The organism is Paraburkholderia sp. MM5384-R2 (genome assembly GCF_014201025.1).
Taxonomy (GTDB): Bacteria; Pseudomonadota; Gammaproteobacteria; order Burkholderiales; family Burkholderiaceae; genus Paraburkholderia; species Paraburkholderia tuberum.
The window spans coordinates 66,950-80,607 of sequence record NZ_JACHDI010000007.1 but is presented as its reverse complement, the minus strand read 5'-3'; the positions used below and the strand labels follow the sequence as shown (position 1 = coordinate 80,607).

Below are 13,658 nucleotides of genomic sequence, written 5' to 3'. Positions count from 1 at the left end.
ATGACCCCGTGTCAGTCCGCGGCCATGCCACGCTGGACCGTGTCGGGCGGTCGAAGCCACGCATGACCGCCGGTCAGCGTTGCGAACTCCGGATCGCCACCGCGGATCACCCTCCGGATACACGTGGCCGCGAGCGGCTGAATGCACCGGTCTTCGTGCTCACTTGGTTCTTCCGTCGAATCGCCACGGCGGATGAGGTCGCGGCGCACTAGCTTAATCGCAAGGCCGACGGCGGACTTGAGCGCGCTCACCGGGACGTCCGCCTCCACCAGGCACGGCGTGCCAATTGCGCGCAGCAGCTGCGACGTCGCGGCATCGTCCTCATGCAAGTTATAGAGCGCTTCGCCTCCCCAGTAGCGAAAAAAGCGGCCAATGCCATGTTCGCCGGCCAGACGCGGCGGGAAGAAGCAGAACCAGAGCATGCCCGCCCGGTTGCTGTCGTCGGCCTGATTGACTGTCTGGAGTCGCCCGGCAACGTCGCCAGGTAGCAGGTTCGCCAGCACCAGGGCCTCGATACGGCGGCGCAGCATCGCGCCGTCCGGCAGCTGCTTACCGGACGCAATGATCTGCCCTATCTCGGCATCGGTGAGCCGTGTGCAGTGCCATCCGGTTATCGAATATCGCGAGAGCGCTTCGGCAACCGCCATGATTGCAGTATCCCAGAACGGCGCCCCAACTCGATCCGGCGCGACCTCCCAGTTCAGGAACACCTCGCGATGTTCATCGAGCAGTTTAGTCAGTCTGGTCGGCCATACGTCCGGCTCTCCGAGTGGCAGTGGTTCATGTGACATTGGAGCAGTTCCGTCCTGTCTACGGTGGCAAGCGCCACTTGTCCCGCAAAAAGTCAGAGCGAGCGCACGATCCGATAGTCAGATGGCGACTTCATCAAACAGCTCGCCGCTTTCCCCACCATGCGGCACGTCTTTTCGTGCGAGTGGTGAGGCAGCGGGTGTTCAGTCTCACGTTAATAGAAAAGCAAACTGACATTGGTGGACAACCTATTTCAACGACAAACGATTGGTGCATTGGCTTTGGCAGACCGAGTCGATGACATCAAGCGCGTGCCCGTCTCAGACAAGTTGAATCAGCCATTTCCAATTCCCCTTCCTTCTTCGTTCGATTCGTCCGAACCCTGCTCTTCGCGAGCTCCGACCACCGGCTTTGCTGACGCTTCCGGGCTGTTTCTGCGGCTGATGACCTGATGCACTCGCGTTCGGTCGAGGTAACTTATAAGGGTTTGAATCGAGTCGTCGCGACTTTGGCGCTTTCCGAGGTTGAGCCCGAGAATGCTCGCTAGGGAGCGTATGTTTTCGCCGACCGCGAACAAGTCGTCCGACTGGATGGCGGCCTCAATTTCACGAAGGTCCGCCGATGCGCACCATGAGGCGAAATCGTTTAGGCGGCCTTTCTCTTGCACCGGGTTCGCGCGCCCTCGCGGCTTCGCTCGCTCGCCTTGCTGCGAGGCCCGCGATTTGAGCTTGGTCAAATCATCGAGCACATGGAGCAAGTCCTTGCCTTCGTAAAGATCGAGGAGTTCGGCAGCTTGGCGCAGGAGCCTTGACAGTTCGTTCGCTTTCACTTGTCCCCCCTATACGCGGGCAATGAATTCTTGCGACACTCGCTGCAAGGCGTCGGCTTGCTTCTTCCCGTTCGCCTTCGCTTTGGGGAAATGGTCGTAGCTGTAAACGGTCATGTTGTTGTCAGCCGCCGTCGAAATGCCGTCGCCGTCGGTCACGTAGTTGTCGAAGAGCATGCTTGGATGCTGTGCCTGCATCGATTGAATGGTTTCTCGGTGAGTTTGTTTTGGACCACCGCCGTGTTCATCCACCATGTTGAAGATGATGCCTTTCAGCTCGGCGTTCGAGTAGGGCGTTTCAATGCCCGAGTAGTCGACCATCTGGCCGAAGTTCTTGTTGAGCCGATCCATCTCCGATCGAATCAACGAAATGCCGACCGTCGAGAGGAAGTCGGGGATGGCGGGGATCACGTAGGAGTCGCTGGCGAAGAAGGAGTTTTGAGTGACCAAATTGATATTCGGTGGGCAGTCCAAGATCACGTAGTCGTATTGGTCGGCCACCTGCTCAATCGCGTTTTTGATGATCGACAGTTTGTCGATTTCGTACCTGGTCTCTTCCTGGTGGGTTGTCCCACTCTTTTTCTCGCGGGCGAGTCTCATGTCGACAAGAACCAATTCATGATGCGAAGGAAGAAGGTCGACGTCCAACCAGATTTTACCGGGGCTGGCCTTGATCGGCTTGGGGATGATGGCGTCAGCCGCGTTGAACGCTTCCCCCTTGAAATACGAGTCGAAAAGATTTTTCAGGGTCGGCTTCTTGTTGTCGTAAACGTGCTCGATGTATTTGGAAACCCCTAGCGCAAGATACGAAAGATTGCATTGAGGGTCCAAGTCGACCAAGAGCACTCGCGCCCGAGGCTCCTTCTTGGCAAAACGCATAACCCCGACGCCCAGGTGAAGCGAAAGCGTCGATTTCCCCACGCCGCCCTTCCAATTGATCATGCTAACGATCTTCGGCATTTTCTAGTCCTCTTTGTATGGTTTTGAATCTCTCTTGGCCCGCTTAGAGGGTAACGCATACGCCTGACGAATAGGATCACGGCCTAAAAATTTAGCGGCAATGTGCTGTCGAAACGGTCGAGCGTCGCGTTAAGCTCCGTCATGCGGCCGATGAAGGTGCGCCGGAAGCTGTGGAGAACCTTGCGATCGTCGAGGTCGTCGGCGAAGCGGCGGGTGACGTTTTTGCGGCGGCTGTTCGCGCGGGACTTCAATTCGAGGAAGAGCTGGGTCGCACGGCATTCGCGGAGCATTTCGACGTAGGCGAGAAAATCGGACTCGAACGGGGTAAACACCGGACCTGCCGATTTTTCCGGCATGGGTTCAAAGCCAGCACCGACGCGAGCTGTCGCCAAACAGGTGATTTCCGACGCTGCCGTGCCGGAGACCGCAACAGCAGGCTTATGCTGGCAAAACTTGCGCGACAAACAGTGTCGGATAGCTCAAGCAGCCGAAAACTACGCTAGCGACGTTATCCGACAAAATCTCGGTGGTTCCGGCGTACCACCCTTAACTGAGGTGCGCCGGCCGCCGAAGTTGGGGTATGAACAAGGTAAACGCAATTTCCTATCATAAGCTTTGCAGTTATAAAGAATGCGTCGATCATTACGATTTGACGCAGTAACATCCGATTTTTCTTGCGCTAATCTGAGCGGCCCTCTGCGATCCGGACGATCCGCAATGGCTACCCTCGAACGCACCGCGTACCCGAGGTTCTGGCACCCCGGGAACTGCAAGCCTGCTACATGCCGCTCCCCGACGAACTCGAATGGGCGCGCCGGTCAACTCGCGGCGAGCGACCTCGTCTGGGCCTGCTGGTGCTGCTGAAGGTCTTTCAGCAACTGCACTATTTCCCGCCGCTCGAGAGTATTCCGGCTGCCATCGTCGATCATGTCCGGGCGGCCGCCGACATCGGCACCGCCGTGCAATTCGGCTACGACACGGCGTCGTCTCCGACGCTCTTCCGGCATTACACCGCGGTACGCGCCTGGCTGGACGTGAAGCCGTATTACGGCACCGACGCGAACGCGATCGCGACACGCGCGGCGCACACGGCGTCGCTGACAATGGACCAGCCGGTCGACATCATCAACGCGACCATCGACGAACTGATCGCGCGCGATATCGAGCTGCCGGCGTTCTCGACGCTAGACCGGCTGACCGAACAGATCCACGCCCGGGCGCAGTCGCGGCTTTTCAAGCGCGTCACGCGACGCCTGACCGATGAACAGAAACTCGCGCTCGACCGGCTGCTCGCCCGCGACCTGTCGAGCCGGCAGACCGCCTACAACCGCATCAAGCGGCATGCGAAACGCCCATCGCGCCAGCATCTGGACATATTGATCGACCAGCTTGCCTGGCTCGACGAACTCGGCGATTTTTCACTGGCCGTCGCCGGGATTCCGGCCTCGAAGCTGCGCTCGCTCGCGAATCAGGCGATGGCGCTCGACGCGTCCGCGCTCAAGAATGACACGCTTCCCGAGAAGCGCTACACACTGATCGTCGCGCTGCTCAACCGCATGCGCGTGCGCGCCCGCGACGATCTCGCCGATATGTTCGTGCGACGGATGGCCGCGATCCACAAGCGCGCGAGCGACGAGCTGGACGTGATCCAGCGCAAGCAGCGTGATCAGGTCGAGGACCTCGTGGTCCTGCTCGACGGCGTGGCTGACATCCTCGCCGACGAATCCGACGAGACCGCCATCGCCAGGGCGATCCGGAAGCTGCTCGCGCCGAAAGGCGACCTGGAGCCGTTGCGCGAGAGCTGCGCGGCGATCCGCGCGTTCAGCGGCCGCAATTACCTGCCGCTGCTCTGGAAGCACTTCAAGGCGCATCGCTCGGTCATGGTGCGCGTCGCCCGCACTCTCGAGTGGGATTCGACCAGCCCAGTCCGCACGCTGCTGAATGCGCTCGACGTCGTGCTGGAAAACGAGTCGCTGCATCGGGAGTGGATCGATGCCGACGTCGATCTGGGCTTCGCGGCGCCGCGGTGGCGCAAGCTCGCGCGTCGCTCCCACGGCGACGGATTGCCGACCAACCGCCGCTATCTTGAGCTCTGCGTGTTCTCGTACATGGCCGAAGAGTTACGGGTCGGCGATCTGTGCGTTTCCGGCTCCGATGCCTACGCCGACTATCGCGACCACCTGCTACCGTGGCGGCAATGCGAGCAGCAGTTGCCGGATTACTGCGACAAGCTCGGCATGCCGAACAGCAGCAGCGACTTCGTGCGCCACCTCCGTCAATGGCTGACGGACGCTACCCATAAACTCGACGAAGAATTGCCGCGTAAGCGCGAGCATGTCGTGATCGACCGCAACGGCGAACCGATCCTGCGCAAAACCGTGGCGAAGGAGATTCCGGCGAGTGCGATCGTGCTACAGGAGCGACTCAACGCCCGCCTGCCGACGCGGAACATGCTGGATATCCTCGCGAACATCGAACACTGGACGCATTTCACACGGCACTTCGGGCCGCTCTCCGGAAGCGATCCCCAGATTCGCAAGGCCGCCGAGCGCTACCTGCTGACCATTTTCGCGATGGGCTGCAATCTCGGCCCGACCCAGGCGGCCCGCCATCTCGATTCGGATGTCACCGCGCACATGCTTTCTTTCGTCAACCGCCGGCATATGAGCCTGGATAAACTCGAGACCGCGCAGCGCGAGTTGATCGAGCTGTACCTGCGGCTCGATCTGCCGAAACATTGGGGCGATGGCAAGACGGTGGCGGCTGACGGCACGCAGTACGATTTCTACGACAACAACCTGCTGGCCGGCTATCACTTCCGCTACCGGAAAATGGGCGCGGTCGCATACCGGCACGTCGCCGACAACTATATCGCGGTGTTCCAGCACTTCATTCCGCCGGGCGTCTGGGAAGCGATCTACGTGATCGAGGGACTGCTGAAAGCCGGGCTGTCGGTCAAGGCGGATACCGTCCATGCCGACACGCAGGGCCAGTCGGCCGCCGTTTTCGCGTTCACGTACCTGCTCGGCATCAACCTGATGCCGCGGATTCGCAACTGGAAGGACCTCGTCCTGTACCGGCCGGACAGCAAGGCCAAATACAAGCACATCGACAGGTTGTTTACCGCGACCATCGACTGGGTGCTGATCGAGCAGCACTGGCAGGAGCTGATGCAGGTCGCGCTGTCGATTCAGGCAGGTACGATCTCGTCGCCGCTGCTGCTGCGCCGGCTCGGCTCCGAAAGCCGCAAGAACCGGCTGTATCTGGCCGCGCGCGAGCTCGGCAACGTCGTGCGCACGGTGTTTCTGCTCGAGTGGATCGGTAGCCTCGAATTGCGACAGGAGGTCACCGCGAACACGAACAAGATCGAGTCGTACAATGGCTTCTCCAAATGGCTGTCGTTCGGTGGCGACGTGATTGCCGAGAACGAGCCGGAGGAGCAGCAGAAACGGCTACGCTACAACGACCTGGTCGCATCGGCCGTGATCCTGCAGAACACCGTGGACATGATGCAGGCGCTGCGCGAGATGGCGGCAAACGGCGAGAAAGTGCGCGCCGAAGACATCGAATTTCTGAGCCCGTACCCGACCCACAACATCCGGCGCTTCGGTCACTATAAACTGCACCTGGACCGTCGGCCGGAAGCCTGGATCAGGGACCCCCTGTTCGGCCATGCTGCCCGTACGTACGCATCCCGCCCATGACTGCACGCCCGGCCATCACTACGACCTGTTTCGGCGATGTCGACACCGCCGCGCTCGAGCGGCTCGAATCGAGTTACGACACCACCTGCCTGCTGGCCGCCGTCGATATCGTCGATCGCCTCCGCACCCAACTTCATGATCCGGAAGGGCTACGCGACGATCTGCTCGAAATCCACAGCATGGCGCACTCGATATTGAACGGCGCACCGTCGGTACTGTCGCGACGCGAAGGCACGTTGCCTGAGCAGGTGCTGGATGCGCTCGATCTGATTGACGAATTTGTCATGGAGCTCACGCGGGTGAGAACGATCCTCGAGCCGCTCGAGGCGCTGCATCCAGAGGACGGGTTTGGCGAAGACTGAACTAGCCGGGGTGAATCGTGAGCACGCGGCGATTCAGGAGCGAGCCGAACGTCCAGTCGGACAGATCAGCTCAACCTCGAGCGCCCCCTGCTTGTTCGCGGTGTACGAATGTTGACGCACCGAGTCTGTAAATTCGAGTGGAATCGAGCAGTTCCCGGTTTCGATCGCCAGCTCGCGGCCCGGTCGGAGCGGTCTGTCGAATGCCGCGAGTACGCTGTTGCCGCAGACATCTTCGACGTCCGATGCAACGCGAACGGAGTACAGCCCCGCCGCCCATGGCGATAGTGGCGTAAAGCTGTTGGAGATCATAAATTTTGCTAGCGGTGTCCGTTCAATCGCTAATGCTGTCCATTAATTCTGCTAGCGCAGGCGGCCGGTGGCCGAAACAAGCATTTTTCGCGGTAACGGCTGATCGCCCCAAGCGCGGCGTCGAAGTGATTTGATACCCGGAACACGGACGCCGGCACTGTTTCAAGGGGCCTGTGGTGCACGCTACAGAATTCGGCTGTCGGATCAAGCCACTCACGTTTCCAGCGTGGCGCTGATACGTCCGCGTCATTTAGCACGAGACATCTGAAGCAGTACGGCATGCAGCGGCGGTCAGCGAGCCATGCCGGTGGCGTCTGTAGGTGGCTCAACCTGCCGTCATCAAGACGTGCGAGGGTCGCGAATTGCGGTAGTGCTGATCGCGAAATCGCCGGGAAAAGTATCCAGCCCGCTGTTCCCAGCACAGGCATCTCCTCCGAAACGCTGATTTCCCACAATGTCCCGACGCTGAGCTGATAGCGCGCCGCAACCCTGCCTAGCCAGCTTCCGAAAGCCTCCTCATAGAATGGCCTTGGAGCGACCGGCCACCGGGCCGAGTTACTGCGTGATCCGGCAGACATGCTCAAGGTGTGTCATGTCGATCAATTCGTCGCCACTGCGAATTGCTAGCTCCGCGGCGTTGTTCAGCAGCGCAGATATTTCGCCGGTTAATCCCCCACGCGCGCTCAAGACATACTGAACAATCTCGCGTCGCGCGAGATCCGACGGCTTGCGCAGCGGCAGCACCCGCTCAAATGCGGCGAGCAGCCGCCGTAGACCGTCGCTTTCGCGCCAGCGGGGGATCTCAAATGGGGTATAACGGCTGATCATCTGGGCATCGGTCTGAAGTGCCAATACTGCGTCGCGTGTTCCGACCAGGACCATGCTGATCTGTAGGTCATTGGCGAGGAACTTGAGAAGATTCAGGGACGCACGCTGGTCCCGATAGCTGCCCGCGAGCAGATGGTGGATCTCATCGACAACAAGCATGCGTGGCGATACCCGCCTGAGAATGTCACGAGCTAGCCGCTCCAGGGACGCCAGACCAGCCGCGGCGTTGTGCGGAGCGCCTAGCTCGAAAAGAAGGCCCGAATAAAAACGATGCTGGTCTGGCGTCGGCGGCATCTGCATGGAAACGACCGAACAGCGTTCGACCCCAGTCCTGTCGTCAAATTCGTTGGGATGCGAGCGCCGGAATTTCGCGGTGATTTTGGTCTTGCCGATATTTGAGTCGCCATGCAGGAGCAGGCATGGCATCCGATCGCGACGAGGCGTTTCATACAGACGCTCAAGTTGCTGCAACGCGCCGATGGACTGGTACGGCGGTGGAGAGAAGGGATACACCGACTACCCGGCACATGCATCTGCCGAGGCCGAGATCGCTGAAGCGAACTGACGCGTCGGCAAGCCATCTCTGGCAGGCGACTTGCCCTTCACAATAAGCGCGGGAAGTCGCTCCAACTCTCGGCAAGCGCGAGAGCGAACCGGCTCGTCGCGGAACGGGCTACGGCCAAACGGAGCATCGAAATGAGCAACTCCGAAGTGAAGGTCGTCGATAGGAACACTATTCCCCGGGATGTCGTCGACGTTCCCGAGTTGAATGCGCAGATTCTTCAGAAACTCTGCGTCATCGACGACGACACAGGCGTGACGGTCACGAAAATCTGTTACAAGGCCGGTTTTACCAATGTCTCGCATTGGCACAATTGCGCTCACGGAATGTATGTGCTGGACGGGATGCTGGTCACGAGTGCAGGGTCGTTTGGTCCCGGGAGCTTCGTCTGGCTTCCTGAGGGCACGACGATGGAACACGGCGCGCAACAGGACAACGACGTCACATGCCTGTTCATTACGAACAAGCCATTCGATAATCACTACACCCATATCGCGGGCGAGTCGCTCGGAAAGGGGCATGCAGGTGAATCGCCGAAAGCCTGATGAGAGGGTGGTGACCATTCGTCGAACGGTTATTCACACGCGCAGCAACCTTGATAAACGCGAAGGTATCGATGCCGACGGTTGCAGCTCATCGAGTTTCGACTAGGCGATGCATACCCGAAGCGGTGGCGCAGTCCGGCTCGAGCGTTGCTGGATCCGACGAACGCCGGAAGATCGAATTACGTTCATCGGCCAGATCAGGCAGATTGGTCAGATCTGCGAGGCGGGCAGGCGGATCACCAACCCGTCGAGCGCTTCGGTAACGCGGATCTGGCAGGTTAGGCGACTATTTTCTTGCACATTGAGCGCACAGTCGATCATATCCGTCTCCATGCTGTCAGCGGGCGGCACGCGATTGATCCAGGCAGGATCCACATATCCGTGGCAAGTAGCGCAAGAGCAGGAACCACCGCAGTCCGCCAGGATGCTGGACAACGAGGCGCCGACTGCCGCTTGCATCGCGCTTTTGCCAACATCAACGTCGACACGGTGTTCTTTGCCGTCGTGTTCAATGAATGTGATGGTCGGCATGTTTGAAGTCCCTGGATATGAAGGGTAAATGAAGGCGGGTCAATGAAAGACCCGTCAAGCAGGAAAGGTATTCAGATAGTGGCTGCAGGAATCGGTGGTGTGGCGCTCAGCGGTCATCGGGTGGCTCGACTCCAGGCCGTGTACGAGCGCCCGATCGTCATGTCGCCGCAGGGAAGATCATTCACGCCACGATCTGTGCACGCAGCGAGGTCTTAAGAACTTTTCCAGAGGCGTTCACTGGCAACGAATCAACGAAGCGCACATAGCGAGGTACTTTGAAGTTTGCGATGTGCTCCCTGCTCCACGCGATCACCGCGGCCTCCGTCAAGATCATGTTTGACTTGAGAACGATAAAGGCCATGCCAACCTCGCCCAAGCGTTCATCCGGCACACCGATGACAGCTGCCTGGGCGACTCCGGGCATGCCACACAGCATGTTTTCTATTTCCGCTGGATAGCAATTGAAACCACCAACGATGTAGATGTCCTTAAGGCGATCGGTTATACGCAGATTTCCATCTTCATCCAGTACACCGACGTCGCCGGTGTGCAGGAAGCCCTCGGCGTCGATCGCCTCGGCAGTAGCAGCGGGGTCATCGAAGTAGCCGGCCATGATGTTGTCTCCGCGCAGCAGTATCTCCCCCTTGGTGCAAGCCGGAAGAGAGCGTCCCTTCTCGTCAGCGATGCGAATCTCGACACCTGGGCAAGCCCTGCCGACAGTGGTGCTAACGGTTAATGCGGCCGCGTCCATATCGGTGCAAGTCGCAATGCCGCAGCTTTCGGTTAGTCCGTAGCCGGTTAGCACCGTCTTCAGACCCAGTTCCCGATACATCGTGTGTATCAGTTCCTGCGGAATGTTGCTCGCGCCGGTCTGACCCATGCGCAAGCTCGATAGGTCGAAATCCCGTCGCCTGGGATGCTGGAGCAGCATCTGATAGACCGTCGGTGGCGCTGGCATCAGGGTGACACGCTCGCGTTCGATCAGGGCCATCGCGACTTCGGGGTCGAATGACGTAACCGGCAGCATGCACGCGCCGGACATCAAACAGGACATCCATCCGTACTTGTAGCCAAAGGTGTGGAAGAACGGATTGATGATGAGGTAGCGGTCGTCAGGGCACAACGTGGTCTTGTGCGTATACATCCAGTAAGCCCGCATCGACTTGCCGTGCGTGCTGATTGCCGCCTTGGAGCGACCGGTGGTTCCTGACGTAAACATCAGGTCCAATATGTCGCTTTCAAGCACTTGCGAGGCTTGCGTATCGACCTGCGTGTCGTTCACAGCTTGCCCGGCCGACAGGAAGGCTTGCCATGTGATCAAGTTACCGGGCGGCGCCGAACCGCGCAGCAATACTATACTTTCCAGATCAGGCAGTGCCTGTCCTTCGAGCATTGCGGGAAAGGATTGACCGAGAAAGTCACTCACCGTCAGAAGTAGTCGCGCACCACTTCGGCGCAGTATATCTGCCGCCTCAGTACCCTTGAAACGGGTATTCAAGGGCACCAGTACAGCACCAATGGTTTGAAAGCCCGCTGCGGCGATGACGAACTCCCGAACATTCGGTGCCCAGATCGCGATGCGGTCGCCCTTGGTCATGCCCGAGGCGATGAATGCCCGCGCGGCGTCACGGCAGGCATCGACGAGTTCCCTGAAACTCATGCGCCCTTTGTCATCGATCAAGGCTTCCCTGTCACCATGCCGTTCCACGGCACTGTTCAGCAATGCGGACATGGTTTGTGGCTGACTGGTCGAGGCATCGCCTACGGTCACGTATGCGATTGGCCGCTGCGCAAGTGAGTCGTTCATCATTTGGGTTCTCGGAATTCCTGGGGCGGCTCTTCGCGCAGTAGGCCAGTGTTGGGGGCATCGAGAGGGACAGTCCTCAACGTCAATATGTCGACCGGCTCAGTAATCAGAATGACCAAGTACAGTTCACGTTCGGCATGCGTCACGAGCCACGTCGCACGCGCACCATGCCGTCTCCAAAGGGTTCATCGCGTTGCGTCAGGGCGGTCTTCAGGCCATGGTTGGCCATGTCGGACTTGAAGCGGCTGCGGCGCGGACCTTGCGAAAGATGGGCCCGTGCATCCATTTCGGCGTCGAGGCGCTGCAGCGTACGTGCCCCTGCCAACTCCATCCCGAGATTGACGATGCGCTTGTTGGCTGACAACAATTCCGAATCGATGCATGCCAGTCGCCGCGCCGTCTCAGCAACAGTGGCATCGAGATCATCCACTGGCACTGAGTCAAGCACGAGGCCGATCTTCGCCGCGTCGCGGCCCGAAACGCAATCGCCCGAGAGCAACAGGCGCTTGGCCCACTGCGGTCCGACGAGGTAGAACCAAAGATGATTCAGCGGCATGCCGTTGGCGCGAGTTGCCGGAAAGCCAATTCGTGCATCGTCAGAGGCGATCACCATGTCACAGTTCAGGGCGAGATCCGTTCCGCCGGCTAGACAGTTGCCCTGAACCTTGGCGATGACAGGCTTATGCACATCGAACGCAATCCGTAGCTTCTCCTGTTGCCGTTCCATCTGGAAGCAGTCGTCGTCGAAGTTGCCGATCAGGCTGCGATAGCGCGCAGGCTCTTTCACACTGTCCTCGTCACTTCTCCCGGCGTATATCCCGGCGAGGTCGAATCCCGCGCAGAAATCCCGGCCTGCGCCTTCGAGCACAATGACGTTGACGTCGACGAGGTCGTCGGCTTCGAGCATCGCTTCGTGAAATTCGCGCAATAGGACCTGGCTGATCGCATTACGCTTGTCGGGGCGATTCAGCGTGATCGTGGCGACTTTTTCGACGACCGAAAACAGGATGCATTCACTGGATTTCAACCACTTGCTCACTTGTTTTTCCTTCACGAAGTCGAAATGGATTTCGTCGACGGGACGAAGACTGAAAACCTGCTCGCGCAGAGCCGCTCCGAGTACTCCCAACGTCGACCTTGACGATCTTTACGGCGAGTCGAGTATTCGTTACTCGCGATCTGTCGTCGCGTCTAACGGACTTCGCTGATGATGCTCGGGATGCACGGAAATGCGCAAGTGACCATGGGTTAAGGCGGGACATGAATGAAAGTTAAAAATGGAGGAAGATCCCGTTGCAGGCCACACATTCGTTTTTTCATGCTGTCCTGCACGCATCCATGGAGGGCCAGACCAGCGGCGGGGCGCCAATAAACCGAGGCGGGCGGCTCAGTTGGGGTTCATCCATTGTCGCGCTTGCTGCGAGTTGCGAGCAGCTTTTATACAAGCGATAGCTGGCACGAACTCCTCGAAGACGCAACGCGGCACGTGGTACCGCGCGCGGTCATTGATTTCCGCCCAATGAGCCTCCACATCTGCTGGTGACGCCAATTCGGTTAGTCCGTTGGACCAACCGTCGGTGGAACCCAAGATCACCCGGGAATAACGCCCGGCAATCGCTGAATAGCAGTTTTGTGTCGAGGTGCAATTTTGACTGACGAGATGGTGCGCCAAAGGGGTATTCTGCTCGACACCAAGGTGGCTGCTGATCGCAGAGAAGTCGACTTCTGGAAGTACCTTGGCGACCGAGGTCACCTCCATCCAACCTTCATCGATTTCCGCGGCAAGAAGGGTGTGTGCGGTGGGCAGGAGGGCATTCGCGAGAATGCCGTGACGCTCGCCCTCGAGGGCCACCGCATTCATGAGGCCGACCAGTCCCGCCTTGGCGGCGCCGTAGTTCGCCTGCCACGGATTGCCGAACACGCCAGCGGCCGATGAAGTGAACAGGATGCGGCCATACTTCTGCATCTTCATCGCGCGATACGCAGGCTGCGCGACGTAGAACGCGGCTTTCAGATGCACGTCCATCATCGCGTCGATCTGCTCGTCGGTAAGATCCTCGAAGCGGCTATTTCTCAGGAAACCCGCATTGTTGATCAGGATGTCTACGCGGCCAAAGGTCATCATCGCGGTCTCGACGATGGCATTGCCACTATCCCGGGTCGCAACACTGTCATAGTTGGCGACCGCCTCACCACCGGTTGCACGGATTTCGGCGACTACCTGGTCGGCCGCTAAATGCGACTTGCCTTGCCCTGCGCCGGTACTTCCCAGGTCGTTGACTACAACGCGCGCGCCGCGCATGGCCAGTTCAAGGAAGTCGTCGCGACCGAGCCCGTTACCGCCGCCTGTGACCACTGCAACGCGGCCGTCGAATCTGATTGTCATGCTTGGTCCTCGATGATTGCGTGATGAAGCGAGTGCGCCTGTCGACCAGAGCTTGAATCCACAGCGGCCCCGGTCACGACGGCGATCT

12 protein-coding genes and 1 pseudogene are annotated in these 13,658 nt (G+C 59.3%); 3 read left to right on the top strand and 10 right to left on the bottom strand.

Features of this window, described 5'->3' with window-relative positions:
• Positions 1–11: 11 nt before the first annotated feature.
• The 4 genes from HDG37_RS13985 to HDG37_RS39245 form a co-directional block, all read right to left on the bottom strand.
• A complete protein-coding gene (locus tag HDG37_RS13985; protein WP_184048317.1) occupies positions 12–791 on the bottom strand; it encodes a hypothetical protein in 780 nt (259 codons plus the stop codon).
• Positions 792–1,084: 293 nt separating this feature from the next.
• A complete protein-coding gene (locus HDG37_RS13980) occupies positions 1,085–1,579 on the bottom strand; it encodes a hypothetical protein (protein WP_184048314.1) in 495 nt (164 codons plus the stop codon).
• Positions 1,580–1,588: 9 nt separating this feature from the next.
• Entirely contained in the window at positions 1,589–2,536 is a 948-nt protein-coding gene (locus HDG37_RS13975) for a ParA family protein (protein WP_184048311.1), read from the bottom strand.
• Between the two features lie 83 nt (positions 2,537–2,619).
• Positions 2,620–3,000: a hypothetical protein gene (locus tag HDG37_RS39245; protein WP_260334845.1), complete on the bottom strand. Its 381-nt coding sequence runs from the start codon at positions 2,998–3,000 to the stop codon at positions 2,620–2,622.
• A 253-nt stretch (positions 3,001–3,253) separates the two neighbouring features.
• On the opposite strand from HDG37_RS39245, the pseudogene HDG37_RS13965 reads away from it, so the two are divergent.
• Both HDG37_RS13965 and tnpC read left to right on the top strand, forming a co-directional pair.
• A pseudogene (locus tag HDG37_RS13965) lies at positions 3,254–6,240 on the top strand (Tn3 family transposase).
• Positions 6,237–6,602 carry a Tn3 family transposase post-transcriptional regulator TnpC gene (gene tnpC / locus HDG37_RS13960; protein ID WP_184048308.1) on the top strand — a complete coding sequence of 122 codons (366 nt, stop codon included), beginning with the start codon at positions 6,237–6,239 and terminating at the stop codon, positions 6,600–6,602. The pseudogene HDG37_RS13965 and the gene tnpC overlap by 4 nt, the downstream one beginning before the upstream one ends.
• 338 nt (positions 6,603–6,940) lie before the next feature.
• Here the strand turns inward: tnpC and HDG37_RS13955 are convergent, their stop codons facing one another.
• Together HDG37_RS13955 and HDG37_RS13950 are read right to left on the bottom strand one after the other, a co-directional pair.
• Positions 6,941–7,489 (bottom strand): TniQ family protein, encoded by a 549-nt coding sequence (locus HDG37_RS13955; RefSeq protein ID WP_184048785.1) that lies wholly within the window; start codon positions 7,487–7,489, stop codon positions 6,941–6,943.
• A complete protein-coding gene (locus HDG37_RS13950) occupies positions 7,467–8,252 on the bottom strand; it encodes a TniB family NTP-binding protein (RefSeq protein ID WP_311541312.1) in 786 nt (261 codons plus the stop codon). The genes HDG37_RS13955 and HDG37_RS13950 overlap by 23 nt, the downstream gene beginning before the upstream one ends.
• Positions 8,253–8,435: 183 nt before the next feature.
• Here HDG37_RS13950 and HDG37_RS13945 point away from each other — a divergent pair, with 183 nt between their 5' ends.
• On the top strand, positions 8,436–8,846 hold the full coding sequence (locus HDG37_RS13945; protein WP_184048305.1) for a cupin domain-containing protein: 411 nt from the start codon (positions 8,436–8,438) through the stop codon (positions 8,844–8,846).
• Positions 8,847–9,056: 210 nt separating this feature from the next.
• On the opposite strand, the gene HDG37_RS13940 is transcribed toward HDG37_RS13945, so the two are convergent.
• From HDG37_RS13940 to HDG37_RS13925, 4 genes are all read right to left on the bottom strand, one after another.
• Complete coding sequence (locus tag HDG37_RS13940) at positions 9,057–9,377, bottom strand: 2Fe-2S iron-sulfur cluster-binding protein (RefSeq protein ID WP_184048303.1); 321 nt, start codon at positions 9,375–9,377, stop codon at positions 9,057–9,059.
• Positions 9,378–9,558: 181 nt separating this feature from the next.
• Positions 9,559–11,187, bottom strand: a complete 1,629-nt coding sequence (locus HDG37_RS13935) for a FadD3 family acyl-CoA ligase (RefSeq protein ID WP_260334840.1) — start codon at positions 11,185–11,187, stop codon at positions 9,559–9,561.
• 139 nt (positions 11,188–11,326) lie between these two features.
• Positions 11,327–12,223 carry a crotonase/enoyl-CoA hydratase family protein gene (locus HDG37_RS13930; protein ID WP_184048300.1) on the bottom strand — a complete coding sequence of 299 codons (897 nt, stop codon included), beginning with the start codon at positions 12,221–12,223 and terminating at the stop codon, positions 11,327–11,329.
• A 348-nt stretch (positions 12,224–12,571) separates the two neighbouring features.
• Positions 12,572–13,570 carry an SDR family NAD(P)-dependent oxidoreductase gene (locus tag HDG37_RS13925; RefSeq protein ID WP_184048298.1) on the bottom strand — a complete coding sequence of 333 codons (999 nt, stop codon included), beginning with the start codon at positions 13,568–13,570 and terminating at the stop codon, positions 12,572–12,574.
• Positions 13,571–13,658: the final 88 nt, after the last annotated feature.